The organism is Novacetimonas pomaceti, assembly GCF_003207955.1.
Taxonomy (GTDB): domain Bacteria; phylum Pseudomonadota; class Alphaproteobacteria; order Acetobacterales; family Acetobacteraceae; genus Novacetimonas; species Novacetimonas pomaceti.
The window spans coordinates 162,367-188,469 of record NZ_NOXG01000003.1 but is presented as its reverse complement, the minus strand read 5'-3'; the positions used below and the strand labels follow the sequence as shown (position 1 = coordinate 188,469).

20 protein-coding genes and 1 pseudogene are annotated in these 26,103 nt (G+C 64.4%); 16 read left to right on the top strand and 5 right to left on the bottom strand.

Annotated elements, in window-relative coordinates:
* Positions 1-59: 59 nt before the first annotated feature.
* Both CFR71_RS16400 and acuI read right to left on the bottom strand, forming a co-directional pair.
* On the bottom strand, positions 60-215 hold the full coding sequence (locus tag CFR71_RS16400) for a hypothetical protein (protein WP_165832034.1): 156 nt from the start codon (positions 213-215) through the stop codon (positions 60-62).
* A 79-nt stretch (positions 216-294) separates the two neighbouring features.
* A pseudogene (gene acuI / locus CFR71_RS05220) lies at positions 295-1,280 on the bottom strand (acrylyl-CoA reductase (NADPH)).
* A gap of 353 nt (positions 1,281-1,633) precedes the next feature.
* Here acuI and CFR71_RS05215 point away from each other — a divergent pair.
* The 3 genes from CFR71_RS05215 (at position 1,634) to CFR71_RS05205 (ending at position 5,310) form a co-directional block, all read left to right on the top strand.
* Complete coding sequence (locus CFR71_RS05215) at positions 1,634-3,073, top strand: NAD-dependent succinate-semialdehyde dehydrogenase (RefSeq protein ID WP_110528071.1); 1,440 nt, start codon at positions 1,634-1,636, stop codon at positions 3,071-3,073.
* Between the two features lie 128 nt (positions 3,074-3,201).
* Complete coding sequence (locus tag CFR71_RS05210) at positions 3,202-4,035, top strand: nitroreductase family protein (protein ID WP_110528539.1); 834 nt, start codon at positions 3,202-3,204, stop codon at positions 4,033-4,035.
* A gap of 183 nt (positions 4,036-4,218) precedes the next feature.
* Positions 4,219-5,310, top strand: a complete 1,092-nt coding sequence (locus CFR71_RS05205) for a branched-chain amino acid aminotransferase (RefSeq protein WP_110528535.1) — start codon at positions 4,219-4,221, stop codon at positions 5,308-5,310.
* A 194-nt stretch (positions 5,311-5,504) separates the two neighbouring features.
* On the opposite strand, the gene thiC is transcribed toward CFR71_RS05205, so the two are convergent.
* Entirely contained in the window at positions 5,505-7,361 is a 1,857-nt protein-coding gene (gene thiC, locus CFR71_RS05200) for a phosphomethylpyrimidine synthase ThiC (protein WP_110528068.1), read from the bottom strand.
* Positions 7,362-7,728: 367 nt separating this feature from the next.
* Between thiC and ade the strand changes: the two genes are divergently transcribed.
* From ade to CFR71_RS05130, 11 genes are all read left to right on the top strand, one after another.
* Complete coding sequence (ade, locus tag CFR71_RS05195) at positions 7,729-9,429, top strand: adenine deaminase (RefSeq protein WP_110528065.1); 1,701 nt, start codon at positions 7,729-7,731, stop codon at positions 9,427-9,429.
* Between the two features lie 27 nt (positions 9,430-9,456).
* On the top strand, positions 9,457-10,386 hold the full coding sequence (locus CFR71_RS05190) for a tyrosine-type recombinase/integrase (protein ID WP_110528532.1): 930 nt from the start codon (positions 9,457-9,459) through the stop codon (positions 10,384-10,386).
* The gene (locus tag CFR71_RS05185) at positions 10,383-11,093 is read left to right on the top strand and encodes a hypothetical protein (protein ID WP_110528062.1); all 711 of its coding nucleotides are present in this window, start codon (positions 10,383-10,385) and stop codon (positions 11,091-11,093) included. The genes CFR71_RS05190 and CFR71_RS05185 overlap by 4 nt, the downstream gene beginning before the upstream one ends.
* Positions 11,093-11,878, top strand: a complete 786-nt coding sequence (locus CFR71_RS05180) for a hypothetical protein (RefSeq protein ID WP_110528059.1) — start codon at positions 11,093-11,095, stop codon at positions 11,876-11,878. The genes CFR71_RS05185 and CFR71_RS05180 overlap by 1 nt, the downstream gene beginning before the upstream one ends.
* A gap of 868 nt (positions 11,879-12,746) precedes the next feature.
* Complete coding sequence (locus CFR71_RS17120) at positions 12,747-13,421, top strand: energy transducer TonB (protein WP_110528056.1); 675 nt, start codon at positions 12,747-12,749, stop codon at positions 13,419-13,421.
* Positions 13,422-13,513: 92 nt separating this feature from the next.
* Complete coding sequence (locus tag CFR71_RS05170; RefSeq protein ID WP_110528053.1) at positions 13,514-14,578, top strand: MotA/TolQ/ExbB proton channel family protein; 1,065 nt, start codon at positions 13,514-13,516, stop codon at positions 14,576-14,578.
* A 2-nt stretch (positions 14,579-14,580) separates the two neighbouring features.
* The gene (locus CFR71_RS05165; protein WP_110528050.1) at positions 14,581-15,003 is read left to right on the top strand and encodes an ExbD/TolR family protein; all 423 of its coding nucleotides are present in this window, start codon (positions 14,581-14,583) and stop codon (positions 15,001-15,003) included.
* A gap of 60 nt (positions 15,004-15,063) precedes the next feature.
* A complete protein-coding gene (locus CFR71_RS05160; protein WP_110528047.1) occupies positions 15,064-15,501 on the top strand; it encodes an ExbD/TolR family protein in 438 nt (145 codons plus the stop codon).
* A 1,165-nt stretch (positions 15,502-16,666) separates the two neighbouring features.
* Positions 16,667-19,102 (top strand): TonB-dependent receptor, encoded by a 2,436-nt coding sequence (locus CFR71_RS05145; RefSeq protein ID WP_110528037.1) that lies wholly within the window; start codon positions 16,667-16,669, stop codon positions 19,100-19,102.
* A gap of 323 nt (positions 19,103-19,425) precedes the next feature.
* Positions 19,426-20,736 carry a nucleobase:cation symporter-2 family protein gene (locus CFR71_RS05135; RefSeq protein WP_110528528.1) on the top strand — a complete coding sequence of 437 codons (1,311 nt, stop codon included), beginning with the start codon at positions 19,426-19,428 and terminating at the stop codon, positions 20,734-20,736.
* Positions 20,733-21,239: a nucleoside deaminase gene (locus tag CFR71_RS05130; RefSeq protein WP_110528032.1), complete on the top strand. Its 507-nt coding sequence runs from the start codon at positions 20,733-20,735 to the stop codon at positions 21,237-21,239. Before CFR71_RS05135 ends, CFR71_RS05130 begins: the two co-directional genes overlap by 4 nt.
* Before the next feature lie 145 nt (positions 21,240-21,384).
* On the opposite strand, the gene CFR71_RS05125 is transcribed toward CFR71_RS05130, so the two are convergent.
* The gene (locus CFR71_RS05125; protein WP_110528029.1) at positions 21,385-22,770 is read right to left on the bottom strand and encodes an MFS transporter; all 1,386 of its coding nucleotides are present in this window, start codon (positions 22,768-22,770) and stop codon (positions 21,385-21,387) included.
* A gap of 85 nt (positions 22,771-22,855) precedes the next feature.
* Complete coding sequence (gene purD / locus CFR71_RS05120) at positions 22,856-24,142, bottom strand: phosphoribosylamine--glycine ligase (RefSeq protein ID WP_110528027.1); 1,287 nt, start codon at positions 24,140-24,142, stop codon at positions 22,856-22,858.
* A gap of 64 nt (positions 24,143-24,206) precedes the next feature.
* Between purD and xseA the strand changes: the two genes are divergently transcribed.
* Together xseA and CFR71_RS05110 are read left to right on the top strand one after the other, a co-directional pair.
* Complete coding sequence (gene xseA, locus CFR71_RS05115) at positions 24,207-25,667, top strand: exodeoxyribonuclease VII large subunit (RefSeq protein WP_110528024.1); 1,461 nt, start codon at positions 24,207-24,209, stop codon at positions 25,665-25,667.
* A 74-nt stretch (positions 25,668-25,741) separates the two neighbouring features.
* Entirely contained in the window at positions 25,742-26,047 is a 306-nt protein-coding gene (locus CFR71_RS05110) for a BA14K family protein (protein WP_206057954.1), read from the top strand.
* The last annotated feature ends 56 nt before the right edge of the window (positions 26,048-26,103 follow it).

Genomic DNA, 26,103 nt, shown 5'->3' with positions numbered 1-26,103 from the left:
CTTATTTTTGCACGGTCCTATTGTCTATCATCTTTATTGAGAAGCCCTTCTTCCGCAGTTCAGCCATGATGCGCCAGCACATGGAAAAGGACGCCCCGCGCGGCGGGAATCCCCGGCCTGCGGTGGCGGGACGATGCGGCCCGTGGCGCGTCCGTCGCCATGCTGCGGCCACCGGGAATGAGGTGGCGTGGATGCCACGCGTCGCCTGCTGTCATTGTCTGCTGTCGCCGCCCCGTCCGTGCCATCCGGCATGACGCGGGCGGGAATGGCGGGGGCCGGGGACGGCTCTGGGGTTCAGGCGTTGTGCGTGCTGACCACCAGCCGCCCGCGGATATTTCCCTCCAGCAGCTGTGGCGCGGTCGTGATGGCCTGGCGCAGGGAAATCTCCTCGCACATCGAATCAACAAGCGCGGGGTCGAGGTCGCGTTCAAGGCGCGCCCATGCCGCCATGCGCTGTTCGCGGGGACACATCACGCTGTCGATCCCGTGCAGGGTGATGCCACGCAGGATGAACGGCGCGACCGTCAGCGGCAGGTCCATTCCCGCCGCCAGCCCGCAGGCCGCGATGACGCCGCCCGGGCGCATTGTCGCACACAGGGCCGCAAGGATCTTTCCCCCCGCGACGTCGATGGCACCGCTCCATCGCGCGGGCTGCAGCGGGCGGCCGGTATGGGTCAGGACCGAACGTCCCACCACTTCGGCCGCGCCCAGCCGCCGCAGGTATTCCGTCAGGCTGTCGCGCCCGGTCACCGCCACCACGCGATATCCCAGCCGCGCCAGCAGCGCGATGGCGATGCTGCCGACGCCGCCGCCCGCCCCGGTGACCACGATGTCGCCATCGCCGGGCGCGATTCCCCCCTTTTCCAGGGCCATGATGCACAGCATGGCGGTATAGCCCGCCGTCCCGATCGCCATGCACTGCCGCGCGGAAAATGCGCGCGGGCGCGGAAGCAGCCATTTCCCGTGCACGCGCGCCATCTGCGACAGGCCGCCCCAGTGTGTCTCGCCCAGTCCCCATCCGTTGGCGATCACCTGATCGCCGGGCCGGTAGACCGGATCGGCGGAGGAAATGATTTCCCCGCCAGGTCGATCCCCGGTATCATGGGGAACTGCCGCACCACGGGGCCGCGCCCGGTAATGGCAAGCGCGTCCTTGTAATTGAGGGATGAATAGCTGACGCGCACCGTGATCTCGCCTTCGGGCAGGTCGGCGGGATCAACACTGCGCAGCCCCGCACGGGATCCTGTGCGGGTCTTGTCGATCATGATGGCGTTGAACATCGGCGCGCTCTCCGGGATGTCGGGGGACAGCCGGGGATGTGGTCCCCTGTATCCTGAATGTGGTCCATAAGATTCGGTACGGCGGGTCAGGATAAACTGCCCCGATATCAAAAACTTGTACAATTTCGTGAGGTGCCCTGCACGGCTGCCCCCACCGCCATGGTGGCCAGCGGACGGCGCGGCCTCTCATGCGGACGCGCGATAGGCGCAGGTTTTGCGGCGCATGTGCAGCGACATCCGCGTGAACTGTCTGTTTTTTGATCGAAAGATATGCCGTGCCGGCGCGCTCAGTGGCACTGTAACGCGCATACGCACACGCGCGACATCAAGATCGGGTAAGGGATACGCGAACCATGACAGCCTATCGCAACACACAGCTCTATATCGACGGAACCTGGACCGACGGGGCGCAGGGGCGGCATATCGACGTGATCAACCCCGCCACGGCCGAGGTGATCGGACATGTCGCCCGGGCGGAGGCCTCGGACCTGCGGCGCGCGCTTGACGCGGCGGCGCGGGGGTTCGTGACATGGAGCCGCACGTCCCCGCTGGAACGTTCGGACATCCTGCGCCGGGCGGCGGGCCTGCTGCGCGAACGCAGTCCGGGCATCGCCGCGCTGATGACGATGGAGCAGGGCAAGCCCGTGGGCGAGGCACAGGTGGAGCTTGCCGCCGCCGCCGACGTCCTTGACTGGATGGCCGAGGAGGGACGCCGGACCTATGGCCGCATCGTCCCCGCCCGCGCGCCGGGCATCATGCAGGAGGTGATCCGCACGCCGGTCGGGCCGGTCGCGGCGTTCGCCCCGTGGAATTTTCCCGTCAACCAGGTGGCGCGCAAGGTGGGATCGGCCCTTGCCGCGGGATGTTCGATCATCGTCAAGGCGGCGGAGGAAACCCCCGCTTCGCCTGCGGAGTTCATCCGCGCGCTGGCCGATGCGGGCGTGCCGGCGGGGGTCGTGAACCTGGTCTATGGCGTTCCCGCCGAAATTTCGGAGACGCTGATCGCCGATCCCGTCATCCGCAAGGTGACGTTCACCGGCTCCACCGCCGTGGGCAAGCATCTGGCCGCGCTGGCGGGATCGCACATGAAGCGCGCGACCATGGAACTGGGCGGTCACGCGCCGGCCATCGTCTGCGCCGATGCGGACCTCGATCGCGCCGTCTCGCTTCTGGCGGGGGCGAAGTTCCGCAACGCGGGGCAGGTGTGCATCGCGCCGACCCGCTTTCTGGTCGAACGTCCCGTCTATGACACGTTCGTCAGTCGCTTCGCCGATGTCGCGTCAGGCCTGCGCGTGGGCGATGGCCTGGCGGAGGGAACCCGGATCGGCCCGCTTGCCAATGTGCGGCGGGTGGACATGATGGAAACGCTGGTGGCCGACGCGCAGGCGAAGGGCGCGCGTCTGGTCACGGGGGGAAAGCGCATGGGCAATACCGGCTATTTCTTCGAACCCACCATCGTGGCGGACGCGACCCCGGCCATGCGCGCCATGAATGAGGAACCCTTTGGCCCGATCGCGCTGATGGCGCCGTTCGATACGCTCGACGCCGCGATCGCGGAGGCCAACCGCCTCAGCTACGGGCTTGCGTCCTATGCCTTTACCGGGTCCGGGCGTTCGGCGGCGCTGCTGCGTGACGGGGTGCGCGCGGGGATGCTGACGATCAACCATATCGGTCTTGGCCTGCCGGAAGTGCCGTTCGGGGGGATCGGGGATTCGGGCTATGGCTCCGAAGGCGGGATCGAGGCGGTGGAGGCGTATCTGGACACCCGCTTTGTCACGGTGCGCGCGTACTGAAGGCGGAACGTTCCGGCCGAGGCGTGCGCCACGAAAGGGGCTGGTGTGACATCGCGCCGCTACCGCCGCGTGGGGGGAACGTGATGAGGTGACGCTTCCTTTGTTCATGGAAAAAAGGGAGGATGGTCATGACGGATGCACCCACTTCGTCTTCATCGCTGGCCGATCTGTGGAAAGCGCGTTACCGCCAGCCGCCGCCGGACGGGGCGCTGCCGGAAAATGTCGTCGTGCGCAGCCTGATGGCCCATCGTTCGGTGCGGTCATTTTCCACGGCCCCCGTGCCGCAGGGCGTGCTGGAAAGCGCGATTGCGGCGGCGCAGTCGGCCTCCAGCTCCTGCAATTTCCAGGCGTGGAGCGTGGTGGCCGTCACCGACCCGCAGCGCCGCGCGCGACTGGCGAGGCTGGCGGGGGATCAGGCCTTCATCGCGCAGGCGCCGCTGTTCCTGGTCTGGGTGGCGGACCTGTCGCGACTGGAACACGTGGCCGAGGCGCAGGCCCAGCCGCATGTGGCGCTGGATTACCTTGAAAGCTTCGTCATGGCGGTGGCCGACACGTCGTTCGCCGCACAGAACGCGGCCGCGGCGTTCGAATCCTTTGGCCTTGGCATCGTCTATGTCGGCGCGGTGCGCAACCACCCTTCGGAAATCGCCAGTGAACTGGGCCTGCCGCCGCGCACCGTCGCCGTCTTTGGCATGTGCGTGGGCCACCCCGACCGCAGGCATCCGACGGCGATCAAGCCACGCCTGCCGCAGTCGGTGGTGCTGCATCATGAAAAATACGCCGGAGGGGAGGAGGAAATCCCCGCCTATGACGCGTGCATGACGCGCTTTCGCACCGACCAGGGCCTGTCGGCGCAGGACTGGTCCACCTCGGTCATCGGGCGGGTGCGCGACGCGGCGGCCCTGCACGGGCGCGACCGGCTGCGCATGGAACTGGTGCGCCGGGGCTTTGAACTGCGATAGGTCGGGCCGTTTCCCCGCGCCGGGGATGGTTTTGCCGGCCATGCGCGACGCGGGGCGCGATTCGTGCGCGGGCTTGACCTGCGCGGTATTCTGGGGAACCTGTGTCTTTTTTTCCGTCCGGATGCACAGGTGGCCCGGCGCGCCGCGGCAGGTCGCGGCGCATGATGAAAGAGAATGATGGTCATGGACAGCGTCAGTACGCCCCGTTTCACGCTTTCACCGAATCCTTCCCCGGTTTCGCCGGAGCGTCGGGCGGAGGTATTGGCCAACCTCGGATTCGGGAAGGTCTTTACCGACCACATGGCCATCATCCGCTATACGGCGGGGCAGGGCTGGCATGACCCGGTCATCCGCGCCTATGCGCCGCTCAGCCTCGACCCGGCGGCGGCCGTGCTGCATTACGCGCAGGAAATCTTCGAGGGGATGAAGGCCTATCGCACGGCGCAGGGCGGGATCACCCTGTTCCGTCCCGACGCCAATGCCCGGCGCTTCCGCAAGTCGGCCGAGCGCATGGCGATGGCCGAACTGCCCGAGGACCTGTTTGTCGAGGCCGTGTGCCAGCTGGTGACGGTGGATCGTGAATGGGTGCCCGCCCGTCCGGACGAAAGCCTCTATATCCGTCCCTTCATGATCGCGAGCGAGGCTTTCCTTGGCGTCAAGCCCGCGTCCGAATACCTGTTCATGGTCATTGCCTCGCCCGTCGGGGCCTATTTCGGGGAACAGGCCGTCAGCGTCTGGGTGTCCGAATACTGCCGCGCGGCCCCCGGCGGCACGGGCGAGGCGAAATGCGGCGGCAATTACGCCGCCAGCCTGATGGCGCAGAAGGAAGCCAAGGGCCACGGCTGCGCCCAGGTGCTGTTCCTCGACGCGGTGGAACGCCGGTGGATCGAGGAAATGGGCGGGATGAACGTGTTTTTCGTCCTTGATGACGGATCGCTGCTTACGCCGCCGCTGACGGGCACGATCCTGCGGGGGATCACGCGCGATTCCATCCTGCGCATCGCGCGCGACCAGGGCCTGACGGTGCGCGAGGAACCCTATGCGATCGAGCAGATGTACGCCGATGTCGCCAGCGGCCGCCTGAAGGAGGCGTTCGCCTGTGGGACGGCGGCGGTCATTTCGCCCATCGGGCGTTTCCGGGGCAAGCAGGGAGAGGTCGTTATCGGCGATGGCATGAGCATCGGGCCGGTGGCGGAAAAGCTGCGTGCCAGCCTGATCGGCATCCAGCGCGGCACCAGCCCCGATCCCTATGGCTGGGTGCGCAAGGTTCTCTGACCCCGCTTTTTCCGATCGGAATGAAGGAATGCGCGTCCGCCGACGATGGCCGGGGACGCGCATTTTTCATGTAAGGAAGCCGTCTTTAAGACAGCCCGTAATCATAAAGAAGTTTTTGGTGAAGCTTTTTGCAAAAAGCTTCGCAAGGACGCCGCCTTTTTGAAAAAAGGCGGCACCCAGAAACTTTTGCTGTTTTACGAAGGCTGCTCCGTTTCGGCGTTCGTGCCGCACAGGCTGCGGGGCACGTACAGGCGATTGCCCCCCTCGCGGAATTCTTCCTTTTTCTGTTCCAGCCCCGCCTGCCGGGCGGCATTTTCGCGCAGGTCATGGCTGATGCGCATGGAGCAGAATTTCGGGCCGCACATCGAACAGAAATGCGCGCTTTTATGGGCTTCGCGCGGCATGGTTTCATCATGGTAGGCGCAGGCCGTGTCGGGGTCGAGCGACAGTTTGAACTGATCGTTCCAGCGGAAATCGAAACGTGCGCGGCTGATGGCGTCATCGCGCAGCTGTGCCGCCGGATGCCCCTTGGCAAGGTCGGCCGCATGCGCTGCGATGCGATAGGTGATGACCCCGGTCTTGACGTCGTTGCGATCCGGCAGGCCCAGATGTTCCTTGGGCGTGACGTAACACAGCATCGCGGTGCCGAACCACCCGATCATCGCGGCTCCGATGCCGGATGTGATGTGGTCGTAACCCGGCGCGATGTCCGTCGTCAGCGGGCCGAGGGTATAGAACGGGGCCTCCCCGCATTCGCGAAGCTGCTTTTCCACATTGACTTTTATCTTGTGCATGGGGACGTGGCCCGGCCCCTCGATCATCACCTGACAACCATGTTCCCACGCGATTTTCGTCAGTTCGCCCAATGTCTCGAGCTCCGCGAACTGTGCCGCGTCATTGGCATCGGCGATGGAGCCGGGACGCAGCCCGTCGCCAAGGGAGAACGAGACGTCATAGCGGCGCATGATGTCGCAGATTTCCGCGAAATGTTCATACAGGAAGCTTTCGCGGTGATGATGCAGGCACCATCCCGCCATGATCGATCCCCCGCGTGAGACGATGCCCGTGACGCGGTTGGCCGTCAGCGGCACATGGCGCAGGCGCACGCCGGCGTGGATGGTGAAATAGTCCACACCCTGTTCCGCCTGTTCGATCAGGGTGTCGCGGAACACTTCCCATGTCAGGTTCTCCGGCACGCCGCCGACCTTTTCCAGCGCCTGGTACAGCGGCACCGTGCCGATCGGCACCGGGGCGTTGCGCACGATCCAGTCGCGGATGTTGTGGATGTTGCGGCCCGTGGACAGGTCCATCACCGTGTCCGCGCCCCAGCGGATGGACCAGACCATCTTTTCCACCTCTTCCGCCACGGAAGAGGTCACGGCGGAATTGCCGATGTTCGCATTGACCTTCACCAGGAAATTGCGCCCGATGACCATCGGTTCCAGTTCGGGATGGTTGATGTTGGCAGGCAGGATCGCGCGTCCCGCCGCGATTTCGGATCGCACGAATTCAGGGGTGATGAAGGCGGGAATGCTGGCGCCGAAATCCTCGCCATCGGCGCGGCGCTCCTCGGCCCCCGGCACCATTTCCGTACGGCCGAGGTTTTCGCGGTGCGCGGCGTAGATCATCTCTTCCGTGATTATGCCGGCGCGGGCGTATTCGAACTGCGTGACCGGCTTCCCGGCCTGTCCCTCGCGCACGGTATGGGGCGCGGGACAGGGGGGGACAAGCTGGCTGCCGGTGGCAAAGCCGTTATCCTCCGGCCGGACGGCGCGCGGGGTGACGTCGTGCGTATCGCGCGCCGCGATCCATTTTTCGCGGATGCGCGGCAGGCCGCGATGCACGTCGCCATGCGGCGGGGCAGCGGTATAGGGGCCGGACGTGTCGTACACGCGCACCGGCGGTTCGTTGGCCGAGGGATCCAGCGCGATTTCTCGGAACGGCACGCGGATATCCGCGCGACCGGGGGGCGAGGACCAGGCCTTGACCGATCCCTGGATCGGGCCTGTAGTAACATGGTCGGGAGAGGAAGGCGGTACAATCTTGTTCATGACAGGACACCTCTGTTTCTCTCCGACAGGGGAAAAGGAGAGAAACCGGAGGCCAGCATGCGCGGATCGCGACAGGGGTGTTTTCCGATGTCAGACCAGTCCCTCCGCCGGTATGAACCGGATCAGGTTCCCCGGACGCGGCATGCGCCCGGCAGGGTCCCCGCATCCGCGCCTTATGGCGCGATAGCGGTGTCTCAGCCCCTTTGACGGGACTCCCCTTGGTAAGGGGCAGGATCGGGCAAAGCCCCGGTCATTGTCAATCGCCAATGACAGGTGACAAGAGGATGTGAAAAATCCACGCGCGCCGTATCAGCATCGGGGCGGAGTAGGATAAAAGGACAGGAAAATCAGGACGGAAGACAGGAATATGGCATCTTCGCAGATCTCCGCGCGCATCGCGCAGGGCCGTGGTGGCGAACCCGCCGATGTGGTCATCCGTAACGCGCGCCTGTTCGATCTGGTGACGGGCGAACTGCTGGAGGGCGACATCGCCATCTGTGGCGACACCATCGTCGGCACGCTGGAACATTACGAGGGCCGGCATGTCATCGACGCGCATGGCCGCATCGCGGTGCCGGGCTTCATCGACACCCACCTGCATGTCGAATCCTCGCTTGTCACGCCGTTCGAATTCGATCGCTGCGTCCTGCCGCACGGGGTGACGACCGCCATCTGCGACCCGCATGAAATGGCCAATGTGCTGGGGCGCGCGGCGCTGGACTATTTCATGGAGGCCGCGTCGCGCGTGGCGATGGACCTGCGGGTCAACCTGTCGAGCTGCGTGCCGTCAACCGCGCTGGAAACCTCTGGCGCGTGTCTGGGTGCCGCGGACCTCGTGGCCTGCCGTGACCATCCGCGTGTGATCGGGCTGGCGGAATTCATGAATGTGCCGGGGGTGCTGAACGCGGATCCCGGCTGCATGGAAAAGCTGGCGGCCTTTGCCGGGGGGCATATCGACGGGCATGCGCCGCTGCTGCGCGGCAGGGCGCTGAACGGGTACCTGTCGGCGGGGATTTCAACCGATCATGAGGCCACGACCGCTGCCGAGGCGCTGGAGAAAGTGCGCAAGGGCATGACGGTCCTGATCCGCGAGGGATCGGTGTGCAAGGACCTGCGCGCGCTCGCCCCGCTGCTGACGCCCGCGACGTCGCCATTCTTCGCGTTCTGCACCGATGACCGCAATCCGCTGGAAATCGCGCATGAGGGGCATCTGGATTACCTGATCCGCCTTGCGATCGCCCAGGGGGTCGAACCGCTTGCCGCCTATCGCAGCGCCTCGCTCAGCGCCGCGCGGGCGTTCGGGCTGCGTGATCGCGGGATGATCGCGCCCGGATGGCGGGCGGATATCGTGCTGCTTGACGATCTGCGGGAATGTCGCGTGTCCGACGTGATCGCGGCGGGACGGCTGGTCAATGACGCCCTGTTCGCGGCGCGTGAATGCATCGCCCCGGTGGGAATGAACAGTGTCACGCTGCCCGCCCCGGTGGACGCGGCCGACATGGCGCAGGCGGGCGACGGGAAGAACGCGCCGGTCATCGGCATTATCCCCGGCCAGATCATCACCCGTTTCCTGCGTGCCGACATGCCGGTGCGCGATGGGGTGGTCCAGGCCGATCCCGGGCGTGACATCGCGCGGATCTGCGTCGTGGCGCGGCATGGGCGTAACGACAATATCGGTCGCGGTCTGGTGCAGGGATTCGGGCTGAAGGAGGGGGCGCTTGCCTCCTCGGTCGGGCATGACAGCCATAATATATGTGTCGTGGGGATCAATGGGGAGGATATGGCCACAGCCGTCAATCACCTGGAGACGACGGGCGGCGGGTTTGTCGTCGTGCGCGACGGACGCGTGGTCGCCGACCTGCCCCTGCCGGTCGCGGGCCTGATGAGCGACGCCCCGTTCGAGGAGGTCGCGGCCCGGCTGGAGGTCCTGCGTGCCGCGGCGCGTGGCCTGGGATGCGTTCTGGATGAACCGTTCCTGCAACTGGCGTTCCTGCCGCTGCCCGTGATACCGCATCTCAAGATTACGGATTTCGGGATGGTGGATGTCGATCGCATGGCGCTTGTCTGAACGGTCCTGTCGTCGATGGAACGCGACATGAACGCACATGACGCCCCCGCAACGGTCGCGGCGTCGGCTCCCGCGTCGGATCCGGCACCCGGGGCACGGCCACAGGCGCTGGCGACGCTGCGTGCCTATCGCGCGGACTGGACCCATTTCGCGGCGTGGTGCGAACGCCACGACGTGCGGGCGGTGCCGGCCGCCGCCGCCGATGTCGCGGCCTATCTGCGCTCCCTGCGCGAATATGCCCCCGCGACGATCCGGCGGCGTCTGGCGGCCATTGGCAAGATGCATCGTTTCAACAACCTGCCGTGGAAAGTCAGCGATCCCGTGATCCGCGCCGCCCTGCACGAGGCGCTGCAGGCGGCGCAGCCCCCGGTCGCGGCGGAACCGGAAATCCTGACGGCGGCGCAGTTACGGGTGATGGTGGAACGTTGTGATGCCAGCGCGCGTGGCCTGAGGGACCGCTGCCTGCTGATCTTCGGGTTTGCCGGGGCGCTCCGTCGTTCCGAGCTGGTGGGCCTGATGGTGGAGGACGTACGCGTGACGCACGATGCCGTAATCCTTCATCTCCATCATGGCGACCAGGGCGACGTGGAGGGAGCGGCGGCGGTGACCATGCCGCAGCGTCCGGATGACCCGCTGCTGTGTCCCGCCCGTGCCTTCGCGGCATGGCAGAAGGTGGCGCATCGCCAGACGGGGCCGCTGTTTCGTCCCATCTCCAAGGGTGGCCGCGCGGGGGGCAGGGCGCTGACGCCCTTTGCCGTGAACCGTATCCTGCAGCGGCGCGCGGCACTTGCCGATATCGACCCGTCATGCGTCGCGCGCCTCAGCGCGCATGCCCTGCGGGCGGGATATATCGTCGACGCCCTGACGCGCGGGGTGGATGCGCAGGAGATACGGCGCCACACCCGCCACCGTGATCCGCGCGGCATGATGGCCTATGTCCGGATCAGCGCGTCATGACGGAAAACCTGCGTTTCCCGTGGGCGGACCTGCCACCGGCCAGGGTGGATGAAACGCCGGACGACATCGCGGACCAGCCGCAGCCTTCGCGCGGGCGGCGGGGGCGACGTCCCCTGTCCGCGTGGCGCGGGACGACGCAGGCGGGACAGTGGCAGTGGTGGCACCTGCTGGTCCATGGGCCGGGGCAGGCAGTGGACGATTTCGCGGCGGCCGCGCGCGGGCCCGGCCTGGTGCCGTGGCCCTTTGACGGGGAACGGGTGGAAGAGGACATGTTCGCGCTGGCGATTGGCGATGGCGCGTCCGAACATACCCGTCGCGGCCTGTCGATCGAGGGGTGCCGGATACTGGCGCGCCAGTTCCGCGACGCGGCCGAGACCCGGCATGCCCGCAACCTGATGCGCACGGATCGTCCCTGCGTCCTTGATTTCCATGCTCTGGTCCCGGTCCCGCCCGCCATCCTGCGGCTGGGGGCGACCCATCCCGACGCGGTTTCATGGCTGCTGCGGCACTGGGGCACGGCGGAGGTCCCGCGCGACGCGCGGCGTCTGGTGGGACGGAAGGCCGGGCGTCGCCTGCCCGGTGGCCACAGGCCGGTCGTATATGGCTTTTTCACCCCGCGGGCGGAGGTCCCGGAACCGCTGGTGGCGGCATTGCGGACGCGGTGGCCCGACATGACTTTCGTGCTGTCGCGGCAGGACATGACGTAATGGGACAGTACGACCTGTTCGGGGAGGAGGGCGGTACCGACCCCATCATCCGCCTGGACGCGTATCAGGGTGGGCTGACCCATCTGCTGGCGCTGGCGCAGGCGCGGCGCATCGACATCCGTTCGCTGGATCTTGTCGCGCTGGTGGACCAGCTGACGGTCGCGATCCGCACCTCGCCCGCCCTTCCGCTGGGGCGCCGGGCGGAATGGGCGGTCATGGTGTCGGGCCTGCTGCTGCTTCGCTCCCGCCTGCTGCTGCCGGCGGACGACCCGCGCCAGCAGGAGGCGACGGACGAGGTGACGCGTCTGCGCGCCCGGCTGCTGGCGGCGGAAGAGGCGGCGCGCGCGGCCGCATGGCTGTCGGCCCGGCCGCAGCTGGGACATGACATCCATGTTTACGGGGCGGCCGGGCCCGACGCCATCGCCGATCAGCCGCCCGAATGGGAAATCGACCGGATCGAGTTCCTGTGGGGATGCCTTGCGGTCTTTGACGGGAACTGGGGCGTACCGCCGCCCGAACCCCATTACGTGCCGGTGCAACTGGACCTGTTTTCGGTGGAGGACGCCCGCGTGCGGGTACGGCACAGCCTGGCGGCGGCATCGGGCCCCGTTACGCTGGACCGGATGCTGCCCCTCCCCGCGCGGGAGGAGGGGGGATGTCCGCCCATGCGCCGGAGGTCGGCATGGACAAGCACGTTCACGGCCTGCCTGGAACTGGTGAAACAGGGGGAGGCCAGCGCCGAGCAGGACCAGCCGCAACGACTGCCGGCCTTCTGCCGCACCTGACGGACGGGCATGTAACGGTTTGTGATGGTGCATCCAGTAATGATTTTGATGGCCGTAAATATAAAAGTTGCTGTATGATGCGTTTCACACCGCATCCCTGTGCCCCAGTGGCCATGGACGTGAACAGTGTGACGGGGATTCCTGAATAAATCGTGTAATAACGAAAAGTGATGGGGAATCAGCTGCAAAAGTCTCACGAATCGTTTCGTAAGCGAAACTGAAAACCGTAAGGTTGTCATTCTGTGCAAGAAACGTGATGGCAGGCCGGGGGCCGCGCGGGCCTGCCTCTGGTAACGTTGCGGGGTACCCGCGCCGACGGGAGGACGATGCGCGGACATGGTGGGATCAACGATGCGCGAAAGTGGGTTGCGGGGGATGTCTCGTGCGTGTTTTTTCCATTAATTGTTATCCCTTAGCTTGACTGCGGCGGGTTTTTGCTCAAGCTGGCAAAATCAGTTTTCATCGGGTGGGGATGACGTTTCCGGTTTGTTATTTTCGGTAATCGATACACGAACATGGCACGCGTCCTCCCATGCCGTTTCGGCCATGAACAAGGTTGATTTCGGGGAGTTAATAATGTTTATGGATGTTTATGGATAAATCATGATGGACAAGCGACTTTCCTTGCCAAGGAGGAACCGGTTGCCGGCCTCGCGACTGTTTGCCAGCCCTTCTGGCCCGTTATCGGTGGCGATCCCTGGGAATTGTGAAAATGACGCTATCCGCCTGAAGGAATGTCGGGGAGACCCAGTCCGATCCAGTCAGGCGTTTCGTGGATATCTGGTCATACTCCCGTAGTGTTTGGTCAAATCAGAACATCAGAAGCTTTTTCTATAACCTCCATCAACTATGCCGTTCTGAATGAGGTATGGGTATGACGTACGCGGAACAGAGTGATAATCGATTACAGAAGGCCATAATATTTGGCGTCGTTTTAATTTTCGAGGGCGCTCTTGTCATGGCGTTGATGTATGGCCTTGGCGCGCCCAAGTCCTCGCCGCCGCCGCAGCGTCCGCCCGTGCAGGCCCGTGTCATCAAGGAGCCGCCGCCGCCGCCCCCACCGCCGCCGCCGCCGCCGCCGCCGCCGGTGATCACGCAGCCGCCGCCGCCCTATATCCCGCCGCCCAAGATTCAGGTGCAGGCGCCGCCGCCGCCGATCAAGCACGTGACGCATGAGAAGCCGCCCAAGCCCATGCCGCCGGCAAAGGTCACGCCGCCGCCGTCATCGAACACGCCGGTTTCCGACGCGCCGCCAGTGGCCGATCACATGGCCGGTTCCTCGCCGCTGAACCATGTGGTGCCCGAATATCCGGAAGAAATGTCGGATGCGGGTCGCGAAGGCGTGGTCACGGTTGCCTGCGACGTTGAAACCACCGGCGCCACCAGCAACTGTCAGGTCATGAGCGTGAAGGGTGGGCAGGCATTCGCCGATTCCGCACTGCGTGCCGTGCGTCAGTCGCGTTACGCGCCGGCCGTGAAAAACGGTGTGCCGGTCAAGGAATTCCATCACCTTTATACCATTACCTTCAGCCTGAACGACTGATCGTGGCGGTATCAGCCCATGTTGCGATGCGGGGGCTCGCAGTCCCCCGCACCTTCTAAAACAACACGTCCTGTCTAGAGGATCCTGAGTAAATGATCAGACTGCATCGCAAACACGCTCTCATCACCTCGGCAGCTTTCGCCGCCATGCTGTGCGTTTCTTCCCCGCTGGCGGCGATGGCGCAGGACGCAGCCCAGCCCGCCGATGGCGCCGCGGCCCCGGCGGTTTCCGCGCCGCCGACCGACGGGACGGGCGCGGCTTCCACCCCGGCCCCGGGTGATGCCCCGGCCGCTCCCGCGGCGGATGCCGCACCGGCGGCGCCGGCTGATGCGGCGCCCACCGACGCGACCGCGGCCGCCCCGGCCCCGGATGCAGCACCTGCGGCACCCGCCCCCGCGCCGGAGGCACCGCCCGCCCCCGAAGGGAACCCGTATGGTCTGGGCGCCCTGTGGGCCAATGGCGATTTCATCGCCCGTGGTGTTCTGCTGATCATGGTGTTCATGTCGGTCGGCACCTGGTTCATCATGATCAAGAAGTTCTTTGAGCAGGCCCGCCTTTTCGCCGCGGCGAAGGACATGGCGGCGAAGTTCTGGACCAAGCCGACGATCCGTCAGGGCGCGGACGCCCTGCCCGAAAGCTCGCCCTTCCGCTATATCGCCGAAACCGGCGTGAAGGCGGCCGAGCATCATGAAGGCACGATGCAGGAATCCATCGACCTGCATTCGTGGACGACAATGTCGATCCAGCGTTCGGTCGACCTGATCCAGACGCGCCTGCAGGGTGGCCTCGCCTTCCTCGGGACGGTGGGTTCGACCTCCCCGTTCGTGGGTCTGTTCGGCACGGTGTGGGGCATCTATCACGCGCTGACGGCGATCGGCATCGCGGGCAACGCGTCGATCGACAAGGTCGCGGGTCCGGTCGGTGAATCGCTGATCATGACGGCCATCGGTCTGGGCACCGCGGTTCCGGCGGTTCTGGGCTACAACCTGCTGGTCCGCCGCAACAAGGGCGCGATGGATCAGGTCCGCAACTTCGCTGCTGACTTGCAGTCCATCCTGCTGGGCGGTTATCGTCATGGCACCGATCCGCAGGACACGATTGCGGTTCGTCCGGACAACTCTCCTACAACGACGACTATTGACAATCGGGTGGCCTGATCATGGGAATGCAAGTTGGAGGTGGCGGCGATGAAGACGAGGTGGTGTCGGCCATCAACACCACACCGCTTGTCGACGTCATGCTGGTGCTGCTGATCATCTTTCTGATCACGATTCCAGTCGCGACGCACACCATCACGGTAAAACTGCCGATGGATGCAAACCAGCCGACCCGCACCGCGCTTGATAACGTCGTGATCGCGGTGACGTCGAAGGGACAGGCATACTGGGGGGAAACTCCCCTTACCAGCTATGCCGACCTGGAAACGCATCTGGAACGTGCCGCGATGCAGAAACCGCAGCCGCAGATCCAGATCCGTGGCGACATGGCGGCCAAGTACGAGGCCGTCGGCAAGGTTATCGCGGCCTGTCAGCAGGCGGGCATCATTCATATTGACTTCATTACCGAACAGCCCCACGGCTGATCCTCGGTATCCATTCCCGGCCGGGATCGGTTCCCGGCCACTATTGGGAGAATACGCGCCATGGGCATGAATGTCGGGTCCAGCAGCACGACAGAGGACGAAGGTATTGTCGATATCAATACCACGCCCCTGATTGACGTCATGCTCGTGCTGCTGATCATGCTGATCATCACCATCCCGATGCAGACCCATTCGGTTTCAATGGATCTGCCGCAGGGCAATCCGCCGCCAACCACCGAACCGGACCCGGAGGTTGATACGGTGGCGATCGATTTTGACAACACGATTACCTGGAATGGCGAACCGGTGCCGGACGAAGCCGCGCTGCAGGCCCATTTCGTCCAGGCGGCTTCCATGCCGGTCCAGCCGGAAATGCACATCCATCCCGACCGTCTGGCCAATTACAAGACGGTGGCCCATGTGCTGGCTGATGCGCAGCGTCTGGGCGTGACCAAGCTGGGTATCATTGGCAATGACCAGTTCATGGATGCGCAGTAAGGTTTTCTGGCCTGGCTGTTGTCACGGCTGGATATGAAAAACGGCCTTTCACCTGTTCCCGGACAGTGTGAAGGGCCGTTTTTGTATTTCAGCCCCATCATGCCGGCAAAGACGCGGGCGGTGGCCGGTTTCGGTGCGGGTCAGGGGAAGGGCGGGAAGCGCGTGGCGGCGGTGACTGTCGCGGTCGCTTTCGTGTCCGCCCGTATGGAAATGGATCCTTCCTTTTCCTGATGCGCATCAGGTGCGCGAATGAGAACAGGCCATGGATATCGTACCGCGATTCGAAACGGAATCGCGTTCATGATCATCGGGCGGATGTTTCCGATCCCGCCATGATTCCGGTCGGGGATGACGGTTTCTGCCGTTTCGTTTCCATATAGAAACGTCTTTCCCGTTCAATCTGATCTCTGTCCATATAACCGGAAACAGGCTGGTTTTGACGCGATATGGTTCCTGTGAGGGCATGTATTCGCTGTTTTTACGAGTCAACGACGAGATCGGTCATGGTCGGATGAATTCCAGGATTCAGTCCGTGTAAGGAAAAAAGAAACGCGCTGTTGCCTGTTTTGCAAAGGGATGTAAGGGCATGGGTAACCTTTGGTGAAAATAGACCGGTTTTCTCCGTGCCATGCAGGATCACTGCCTGCAAACACAGTAAAAACAGGCCTATAAATCCGCCGATTCCGGGCTGGTCCTTTCGATCCGGACCGATCGGAAAAATATCCGTCCTTCCGTATCGCGCCGGTTTGCCGTCCATGCGGGTACATGAACAGCCTGTTGCCTTTTTTACCCTTTCCCCCCGTCTCCCATTTCCTTTACCTCAACAAGAGGTTCGCAGGTATTCGATCCCATCATGTGTCAGGTCACCGGATGCGCGGCGCCCGTGCAGTACCGGGGCATGATAACGGGGAATGCCCGTTGGATGGCCGGCCGGATGGAAAACCTCGGGGGAGGCATGAATCCTGCAAACCGGTTCGGGAAAGTAACGTTGTTCGGGGGGACGGATGAAGATTACGCTGAAATACGGTGTCTTGCCAAAGTCAGCCATGTTGTCGGCCGTTGTCCTGACCGCGCCACGCAATCAGGGGCATTCGCCCCTGCACACGGTGGCATCGTGATGAATGGCGGGTCATTACGCATCCGCGTGAGGGGGGACAGGGGCATTATGGAAAAATATCGAACAGGGTTGCGCGCGCGTCTGTGCGCGGTGTCGTGTCTTGTTGGGACGGGACTTGCAGCGGCGGGGATGATGGAGGGGGCGCATGCGGCAACGCCCGTGTCCACCACCGCGACGACAACCGCCACGTCGCATCATGCCGCGGCGCATGCGCCATCGCATGCCCGTCGCGCGACAGGCGCCCATCCGGCCACTGCCAAAGCGGCCGCACCTGCCGCGACGATACCCGATACCCCCGAAGTCATCCGCGTTCTGCGCACCCGTGACGCCAATGATGGCGGGGGTGGCATGATGCGTCTGGAGACCGCGCCGCATGCGGTCCAGACGGTGGGAAAGCAGTATATCGAAATGCGCAGCCCCACCAGCACGGGGCTGGATCTGGTCAAGAACCTGCCAAGCCTGAATGTGACCACACCGGATTCAGAAGGGATGGAAGGTGGTCAGATTCAGGTGCGCGGCCTGACCGATCTGGACATGGGCCTGATGCTTGATGGCGCGCCGGCGGCGGCGGCGAAATACCTGGCGGAGAACATCGATTCCGAAGACCTCGACAGTGTGGAGGTCACGCCCGGAAGCGCGGGCACGGACCTGCCGGTCATGTCGGCGGCAGGTGGCGTCATGAACGAAAAATCGCATATCGCGTCGCACAAGGCGGGCGGCATGATGGATTTTTCGTACGGCACGAACAACATGTCGCGTGAGTTCATCCGTCTGGAAAGCGGCGATATCGGCAAGACGGGCCTGCGCAGCTATTTCTCGTTCTCCAACACGCATGCGCGTTCATGGATGGGATCGGGCATTAACCAGCGCAGGCATATCGATTTCGGATTGCAGAAGGACTGGGAAAACGGTTCGACCGCGCGCCTGTTCCTGTCGTGGAATTACGAGGATTTCACGATCGATTCCTATCCCGATGCGACCGCGTTCTACAATTACAAGCATACGGGCGAGGGGTATGGACGCAATTCCAATCCCAGCAGCGACAATTACTGGAAAAACAATAACGACCACTGGAACCAGATATTCCTGACCGCGCCGATCCATGTGGTGCTACCGTCGCGATTCAGCCTGGACCTGCAGCCATATTTCAGTTTCGGACAGGGATGGGACGGATCGCCCGGCGGCACGACCGCGGCCGATGGATCCTATAGCACCCTGTTCGGAAATTCGACGGCCTATTACGGCAATGGCACGATCGCCAGTAACCAGAACCTGACCAACTACTTCCTGCAGAACGAGGTGCGGCAGGTCGGCGCGGTGGCCAAGCTGAATTACCAGGTCGATCAGCACAACCATCTGTCGCTGGGCTACTGGTATGAAAATGCCCAGACCATCCAGTCCTATCCACTCAGCGCCACGATGGCGAACGGTGCTGATCCCAGCCCCAACTGGTCGAAGTACCAGATCAATGGCAACGAGGTGTTCGGCCAGACGGCGGGGTATGAGCTTCACTCCCTGTTCATTCAGGACACGGCGAAGTATTTCAACGACAAGCTGACGATCCATGCGGGCTTCAAGTTCGTGATGTCCAACGCATGGAACAAGCAGTGGATGAACCACAGCTCCAACTATACCGGCGCGCGGACCGAGGCGAACACGACCGAACCGCTGCCGCAGCTGTCGATCGGTTACCAGTTCAACGAACATCACCAGATCTACGTCAACGCCGAGGGCGATTACCGTGAGCCGAGCGCCGTTGACCTTGGCTGGACCACGCCGGGTTCGAAAATGCTGAAGAACCAGTATTCCATCAAGGAAGAGCTGGGATACCGTTACCACGACAAGTACGTCATGGTTGACCTTGCGCTGTTCAATTACAACGTGACCAACCGTATCCTCGATACCTATATCGGCGCGAACCAGTACGCCCCGATCGAAGGCGGCAACCAGACCATGCGTGGCTTTGACGTCATGGTGGCGGGGCGGTCCTATTACGGCTTCAGCCCCTATGCCTCGTTCGAGTACCTGCATGCGACGCAGGATTCGAACGTGACCGATGGCAATGGCAACCTGATCCGGGCAAAGGGACAGCAGGCGATCATGGCGCCGCATGTCATGGCGAACTTTGGCCTGACGTACAAATACCGGGGCTTCTTCGCGAATGCGAGCGTGCATTACACCGGTCCGCAGTCGGTGGCGCTGGATAACAGCGAACGCATCCCCGGCTATGTCACCGATACGCTGTCGCTGGGTTATCACTTCAAGCCCTTCATGTACGCGAAATCCCCGACATTCCGCCTGAACTTCTCCAACCTGACGGGGTCGATCGTGCGCACCGGCGCGATGGGCGCGATCTATACCGCGGGCAACCAGGGTGGATACAACGTCAATTACGGCAGTGCCGCGGCACGCAGCGCGAATGGCAACTCCTTCATGGTGGAGCCGCGCTTTAGCATGACGGGAACGATTTCGACCTCTTTCTGAGAGATTGTTTGAAAACAGCCTCGTGCCAGAAAATAACAAAAGGGTTCCGGGTGCCGCCTTTTTTCAGGAAGGCGGCATCCTTCGAAGCTTTTGGGAAAAAGCCTCATCAGGAACCCTTATGGTTTCAGGGGATTGTCGGGCCTGCCTTTTCAAACAGCCCCTGAGGGGGCGGCCTGCCATATTTCCCATGACCAGCCATGATCCCCGGCGGACACATCGTGTTCCTGGGGTATCGCATCTCCATTGCGGGCAGGTCGTATTTTACCGTGATGCTGAAAGCAGGGATCACCATGCAGCACCGTAAACCCGATCCGGTTGATGAAATCCTTCCGCTGGGCATACTGTTTACTTTCGGGCTGCAGCACGCGCTGGTGATGTATTCGGGCACCGTGGCCGTACCCCTGATTTTCAGCGTGACGCTGGGTCTGGACATGAACCAGACAATTACCCTGATCAATTCAGGGCTGATGACGTCGGGCATCGCCACGATCATCCAGACGGTCGGGATCGGCAGGATCGGCTCACGCCTGCCGATCGTGCAGGGATCTTCCTTCGTGACGCTGGCATCCATGATCATGATCGGGAAATCCTATGGGAACAGCGCGATTTTCGGCGCCATCATCGGGGCGGGGGGATGCACGCTCCTGCTGGCGCCGGCGCTGGGGCGGCTGATGCGGTTTTTCCCGCCGGTGGCGACCGGTTGCCTGCTGACGGTCATCGGCCTGACCCTGATCCCGGTCGCGGGGGTGTGGCTGGGGGGCGGGACGCCATCGGACCCGGGATTCGGCGCGCCCGCCAATCTCGTGCTTGGCGGTGTGACGATGGCGGTGACACTTGCGGTCTATGCCGGGTTTTCGGGTTTTGTCTCCAACATCAGCGTGCTGCTTGGCCTGGTGGTGGGCAGCATCGTGGCGATTGCCTGCGGGATGGGCCACTTCCAGGCCGTGCATGACGCGCCGTGGTTCGCCCTGAGCATGCCGATGGCCTTTGGCGTGCCGACCTTCCACGTCATGCCCATCATCATCATGACGCTGACGATGCTGGTGATCCTTGCCGAAACGACCGGCAACTGCATCGCGGTGGGCCGCATCATCGACCGCCGGGTGGACGAGGATACGCTGATCGCCGCCTTTCGCGCCGATGGGCTGTCCACCATGCTGGGCGGGATTTTCAACAGCTTCCCCTATAACGCCTTTACGCAGAATACCGGCCTGATCGCGATGACGGATATCAAAAGCCGCTTTGTCGTGGCGGCGGCGGGCGTCGTGCTGATCGTGCTGGGCCTGTTTCCGAAACTGGGGGCGGTGATCGCGGCGATGCCCGCGCCGGTTCTGGGGGGCTGCGCACTGGTGATGTTCGGCATGACGGCCGTGGGGGGTATCCGTGAACTGTCGCATGTGCGCTTTGCCGGGACACGCAACGGCATGATCGCGGCGGTATCCATGGGGCTTGGCATGCTGCCGATGTCGTGCCCCACATTGTTCGCCCATACCAGCGGCGTCACGCGGCTGTTCCTGGATAATGGGGTGTTCCTGTGCGTCTGTTCGGCGGTGCTGCTCAACCTTGTGATCGGGGAGCGGATTCCCACGCTGGAGGAGGAGCTTGATCCCGATAACGCGCAGCAGCTTTCATGAAGGTGGCGGATCTGTCCGCGCGGGACATGGCGTTGCTGCGCGAGGCGATTGCCCTGTCCGAACGCGCCCGCGCCATGGGGCGGCATCCGTTTGGCGCGCTGGTCGCGGATGCGGACGGGCGTGTCGTTACCCGCGCGATTAATGATTCCGTGCCGCCGGGGGGTGATCCGACGCGTCATGCCGAACTGGTCGCGGTGGCCGATGCCGCGCGGCGGATGACGGCCGGCGAACTGGCGGCATGCACGTTATACAGCAGCGCCGAGCCCTGCTGTATGTGCGCGGGCGCGGTTTACTGGACCGGGATCGGCCGCGTCGTCTATGCCCTGTCGGAACACGGGCTTCTGCTCCGCACCGGGGATCATCCGGAAAACCCGACCTTTTCCCTGCCGTGTCGCGAGGTCTTCGCCCGGGGACAGAGAAAGGTCAGCGTCGTTGGTCCCGTGCTGGAGGACGAAGCCGGGCGCGCGCATGCGGGGTTCTGGACCCGCGCCGCGAACCCATGAGGTGACGCGCGACGCCGGTCAGCCCCCGTCGGAGATTGATGAAAATCAAAAGTTTTTGGTGAAGCTTTTTGCAAAAAGCTTCGAAAGACGTCGCCTTTTCAAATGAAAGGCAACATCCGAAAACGTTTAAAATTGCACGATATTCTCAGGCCTGTTCTTCCTGCCCGGAAAACAGCCGCGACGCGCTGAGCAGCATGCCGAGGAAGGCGACAACGCACGCGAACTGCAGGCACCGCATGGACGGCTGCCACGCGATCAGGCCAAAGGTCATCGCCACCAGCATCGCCCCGGTCGCCTGTCCGCACTGGCGGGAGACCTGGACCATGCCGCTGGCGCTGCCGGAACGCCCGGCCGGCGCCGTTACCATCATGATGCGGTTGTTGGGGGGCTGGAAAATGCCGAATCCCATGCCCGCCAGCCCCACCCGCCAGACAATGTCGAACCAGTGCGGCGCGGCGGGCAGCATGTACAGCGCAAGGAATCCCATCGAGGTGGTGAACAGCCCGATCGACGACAGGATCGTCGCGGGGACCTGATCGCTCAGCCTGCTGATGACGGGTGCGACCAGCATGATGCCCACCGGCCATGGCGTCATCAGCAGCCCGACCACCGCGGGCGGACAATGGAACAGGTTCTGCAGCGTGAAGGGGAAGGAAACCATGAACAGGTTGGAGGAGACAAAGGCCAGGAACCCGATGCTGACCCCGGTGCGAAAAGGCGGGATGCGCAGCATGTCGACGGGAAACATGGGGTGGGCCTGTCCCTTCTGCCGCCGGACCAGCAGCCAGCCCGACACGACGCCGGTCAGGGCAAAGGCGCACACCTGCAGGGTGCTTGCATGGTGCGCAATGGAATCGCCCGCCAGGATGATCGCGCCAAAGGCGAGGGCGTTGAGGACCGCGCTGGCTCCGTCGAACGTCCCCTTCTGCGTGGGGGTGCGCGGCAGGGACATCAGCGCCAGCACCAGTGCGGCAAGGCCCAGCGGGATATTGATGTAAAACAGCCATGGCCATGTCGCCACCGACAGGATGATGGACGCCACCGTCGGCCCCGCCCCGACGCCAAGGGCGACCATGACGCCGTTCAGGGCGATGCCGCGCCCGATGATTTCATGGGGATAGATGAAACGGATCAGCGCGATGCTGACGCTCATGATGCATGCGCCACCGATGCCCTGCACCGCGCGTGACAGCGACAGCGCCAGCAGCGAATGCGACAGCCCGCAGAACAGGGATGAGACGATGAACAGCACCAGCCCGATCTGGCACAGCCGGCCGAACCCGATCCGCGCGCCCAGCGCCGCCGTGGGCAGCAGCGCGATCACGCTGGCCAGCTGGTACGAATTGATGATCCAGACCGCCGACGCGGCCGAGATGTGCAGGTCCGCCCCGATGGTCGGCAGTGCCACGTTGGCGATGGCGTAATCCAGCAGCGCCAGCAGGACCGACAGCGCGACCGCGCACATCGCCTGTACCCGGGCCGCGCCATGCAGGCCCTCTCCTTCGATCAGTATCTTTTTATCGCGGGGCATGACATGTCGCTATTCTGGGCGCCGGCGGGCCGGGATCGGGACGTTCGTGGAAAGGGCGGGGGGACGGGAAAAGGGAGCCTTCCCGTCAGGTGCCAGCCATGCGTTCCAGCGCGCGCGCGCCGATATCATGGCGCCAGATCGCGTCTTGCCAGCGGATCGCGCCCACCCCGGCATAGGCGCGTTCGCGTGCCTGTTGCAGCGTGTCGCCGGTGGCGCAGACCGCCAGCACCCGTCCGCCTGCGGCGACCAGCCGTCCTTCGGCATCAAGGCGCGTGCCCGCCTGGAACACCCGCACGCCCGGCATTTCCTCCGCCGTCGCGATCCCTTCGATCACGCCCCCGGTCACCGGCCTGCCCGGATAGCCGCGCGCGGCCATGACCACGCTGATGGAGGCTTCGTCGGAAAAGCGGATGTCCGTTTCCGCCAGCCGGTTCCTCGCAACGGCGGCAAGGGCGGCCAGCAGGTCGCTTTGCAGGCGGATCAGCAGGGCCTGCGCTTCGGGATCGCCCAGCCGCACGTTATATTCGATCAGCTTTTCGCCCGTGGGCGTAAGCATCAGCCCGGCGAAGATGATGCCGTGGAACGGCGTGCCACGCCGCGCCATCTCGCGCAGCATGGGACGCACCATCGTATCCAGCGCCGCCTCCTGCCGCGCGCGGTCAAATCCGGTGGGCGGGGAAACCGCGCCCATGCCGCCGGTGTTGGGGCCGGTGTCGCCATCGCCAATCCGCTTGTGGTCCTGCGCCGCGCCGATCAGCACCGCGTCCTCGCCCGCGCAGAAGGCGAAAAGCGAGACCTCGTCGCCCACCAGGCATTCCTCGATCACCACCGTGCGCCCCGCGTCGCCCATCGTGGCGTCGGTCATCAGGTCGCGGATGGCGGTTTCGGCTTCGTCCAGGTCCTGCGCGACGATCACGCCCTTGCCCGCCGCAAGGCCGTCGGCCTTGACCACGATCGGCGCGCCCGTGGCCCGCACATGCGCCAGCGCGTCGGCGGCATTGTCGAACCGTGCCCAGCGCGCGGTGGGGATGCCGGCAGCGTCGCAGATTTCCTTGGTGAAGGTCTTGCTGCCCTCCAGCTCCGCCGCCGCGCGCGATGGCCCCGCGCAGGCGATGCCGGCCTGCGCGCACGCATCGGCCAGTCCGGCCACCAGCGGGGCCTCGGGGCCGGGGACCACAAGGTCGATGCGTTCATCGCGCGCAAGTTTGATCAGGCCCGCCACATCGTCCGCGCGGACGTCGCAATTGGTGCCCAGCGCGGCGGTGCCGGGGTTGCCCGGCGCGATGAACAGCGCATCCAGCAGGGGTGAACGGGCAATCGCCGCTGCCATGGCATGTTCACGCCCCCCCGATCCGACCAGCAGCACCCGCATGAATCAATTCTCCTGTTTGCAATCCGCCCTTTCGGGATGCGCGTCTCTATCATACCTTCGGGGCATGCATGAACCCAGCTTCCCACCCGGCGCGCCCGGCGCCAGCAATATAGCGGAATATTCCGTATCCGAAATATCGGGTGCGATCCGGAGCACGCTTGAAAATACCTTCGGACGTATCCGTGTGCGCGGCGAAATCACGGAATTCAAGCGATATTCATCCGGCCATCTGTATTTCTCCCTCAAGGACGAAAAGGGAAAGCTGTCGTCCGTCGTTTGGCGCGGCAGCGTCTCGCGCCTTGGGCTGAAGCCCGAAAACGGGGTGGAGGTCATCGCCACGGGCAAGATTTCCTCCTATGGGGAGCGTTCGTCCTACCAGATGGTGATCGACCGCCTGGAATATGCGGGCGAAGGCGCGCTTCTGGCGCGGATCGAACGCCTGCGCCTGCGTCTGGGGGAGGAAGGGCTGTTCGATGCGGACCGCAAGCGTCCGCTGCCTTTCCTGCCGCGTGTCATCGGGGTGGTGACATCGGCGCAGGGCGCGGTGCTGCACGATATCCGCACCACCATCGCCCGCCGTTTCCCGCGTGACCTGCTGGTCTGGCCCGTGCCGGTGCAGGGGGAGGGGGCGGCCCAGCGCATTGCCGAGGCTGTGGCGGGATTCGACCGGATCGATGGGCGATCGGGGCTGGCGCGTCCGGATGTCCTGATCGTGGCGCGTGGGGGTGGCTCGCTCGAGGATCTGATGGCCTTCAACGACGAATCCGTGCTGCGCGCGGTGGCGGCATGCACCATCCCGGTCATTTCTGCGGTCGGGCATGAAACGGACACGACGCTGGTGGATTTCGTGTCCGACCGGCGCGCGCCAACCCCCACGGCGGCAGCGGAAATGGCCGTACCGGTCCGCGCGGAGCTGGAGGCCGACCTGTCGCACCGCATGGCGCGCCTGTCGAACGGGCTGGAACGCGTGCTCCAGCTCGGGCGGGCGCGGCTGGGACGGGCGGCGGCGGGACTGCCGGACCTGCCCTCGCTGCTGGAAACCGCGCGCATCCGTCTGGACGATCGCAGCTATCGCCTCGACATGGCGTTGCCTGCCCTGCTGGAACGGCGGCGCGCCCGGCTTCAGGCGGCATGTGACCGCCTGCCGACGCCTGCCACGATCATCGCGCTGAAACGCTCCGGCCTGATGCTGGCATCCGCGGGTCTGGCGCGCGGGGGGCCGCAATACCTGCGGGACCGGCGCAACCGGGTCGGCTCGCTGCGTCCGTCCGCGTCCGCCGTGCTGGCGCTGCTGCGTGAACAGCGCGCCCGCGTCCAGGGGGAAGGCGGACGGCTGGAGTCCCTGTCGCCACGCGCGGTGCTGGAACGTGGCTACGTGCTGGTGCGCGACCGTGGGGGGCGGCCGCTGACGCAGGCGGCGGAAGTCCGCCCCGGCGCACAGGTCATCATGACCTTTGTCGATGGGGAGGTCGCCGCCCGTGCCGAGCGTGATACACGGAGCATGCAGGGACGTCTGGACCTGTGATGATAAAGGAAAGAGCAGTGCCAGGGCAGAGCGTGAACATGAAACGGCGCGGGGCGTGGCGTGGCTTGACGGGCATGCTGGCGCGTGTGGCATCCGTCGGCCTGCTGTCGGCCTGCGCGGCGCATCACCATCCTCCGGCGCCGGCGACGCCCCCCGTGGCGGCGGCGGTCACCCCGTCGGAACCCGTGCTGGTGAACGATCCGTCCGCCCCCGCCGATACGCCGTTATGCGGCCATGCCGCGCGGGAGGCCAATGCCATTGGCGCGTCGATCCATCCCGACATCACCCCCTTGCGGAGCAGTTGCGCGGCCAATGCCTGTTTCGACCCGCAGACCGGGACCTATATCGGGGCGGACGGCAACCGCCATGTCTGCCGATAGGACGAAAGGACGCTGAACCCGGCGCCCGAGGGGAAGCCGTTTGGAACAGGGTAATC

Bases quoted from the DNA above. Each gene is read 5' to 3' on its own strand.
- ade (WP_110528065.1), top strand. From the start codon at position 7,729: ATGGCATCTTCGCAGATCTCCGCGCGCATCGCGCAGGGCCGTGGTGGC.
- CFR71_RS05185 (WP_110528062.1), top strand. From the start codon at position 10,383: ATGACGGAAAACCTGCGTTTCCCGTGGGCGGACCTGCCACCGGCCAGG.
- CFR71_RS05215 (WP_110528071.1), top strand. From the start codon at position 1,634: ATGACAGCCTATCGCAACACACAGCTCTATATCGACGGAACCTGGACC.
- CFR71_RS05165 (WP_110528050.1), top strand. From the start codon at position 14,581: ATGGGAATGCAAGTTGGAGGTGGCGGCGATGAAGACGAGGTGGTGTCG.
- CFR71_RS05205 (WP_110528535.1), top strand. From the start codon at position 4,219: ATGGACAGCGTCAGTACGCCCCGTTTCACGCTTTCACCGAATCCTTCC.
- CFR71_RS05110 (WP_206057954.1), top strand. From the start codon at position 25,742: ATGCTGGCGCGTGTGGCATCCGTCGGCCTGCTGTCGGCCTGCGCGGCG.
- CFR71_RS05160 (WP_110528047.1), top strand. From the start codon at position 15,064: ATGGGCATGAATGTCGGGTCCAGCAGCACGACAGAGGACGAAGGTATT.
- CFR71_RS16400 (WP_165832034.1), bottom strand. From the start codon at position 215: ATGACAGCAGGCGACGCGTGGCATCCACGCCACCTCATTCCCGGTGGC.
- CFR71_RS05145 (WP_110528037.1), top strand. From the start codon at position 16,667: ATGGAAAAATATCGAACAGGGTTGCGCGCGCGTCTGTGCGCGGTGTCG.
- CFR71_RS05190 (WP_110528532.1), top strand. From the start codon at position 9,457: ATGAACGCACATGACGCCCCCGCAACGGTCGCGGCGTCGGCTCCCGCG.
- thiC (WP_110528068.1), bottom strand. From the start codon at position 7,361: ATGAACAAGATTGTACCGCCTTCCTCTCCCGACCATGTTACTACAGGC.
- CFR71_RS17120 (WP_110528056.1), top strand. From the start codon at position 12,747: ATGGGTATGACGTACGCGGAACAGAGTGATAATCGATTACAGAAGGCC.
- CFR71_RS05125 (WP_110528029.1), bottom strand. From the start codon at position 22,770: ATGCCCCGCGATAAAAAGATACTGATCGAAGGAGAGGGCCTGCATGGC.
- xseA (WP_110528024.1), top strand. From the start codon at position 24,207: ATGCATGAACCCAGCTTCCCACCCGGCGCGCCCGGCGCCAGCAATATA.
- purD (WP_110528027.1), bottom strand. From the start codon at position 24,142: ATGCGGGTGCTGCTGGTCGGATCGGGGGGGCGTGAACATGCCATGGCA.
- CFR71_RS05180 (WP_110528059.1), top strand. From the start codon at position 11,093: ATGGGACAGTACGACCTGTTCGGGGAGGAGGGCGGTACCGACCCCATC.
- CFR71_RS05210 (WP_110528539.1), top strand. From the start codon at position 3,202: ATGACGGATGCACCCACTTCGTCTTCATCGCTGGCCGATCTGTGGAAA.
- CFR71_RS05170 (WP_110528053.1), top strand. From the start codon at position 13,514: ATGATCAGACTGCATCGCAAACACGCTCTCATCACCTCGGCAGCTTTC.
- CFR71_RS05130 (WP_110528032.1), top strand. From the start codon at position 20,733: ATGAAGGTGGCGGATCTGTCCGCGCGGGACATGGCGTTGCTGCGCGAG.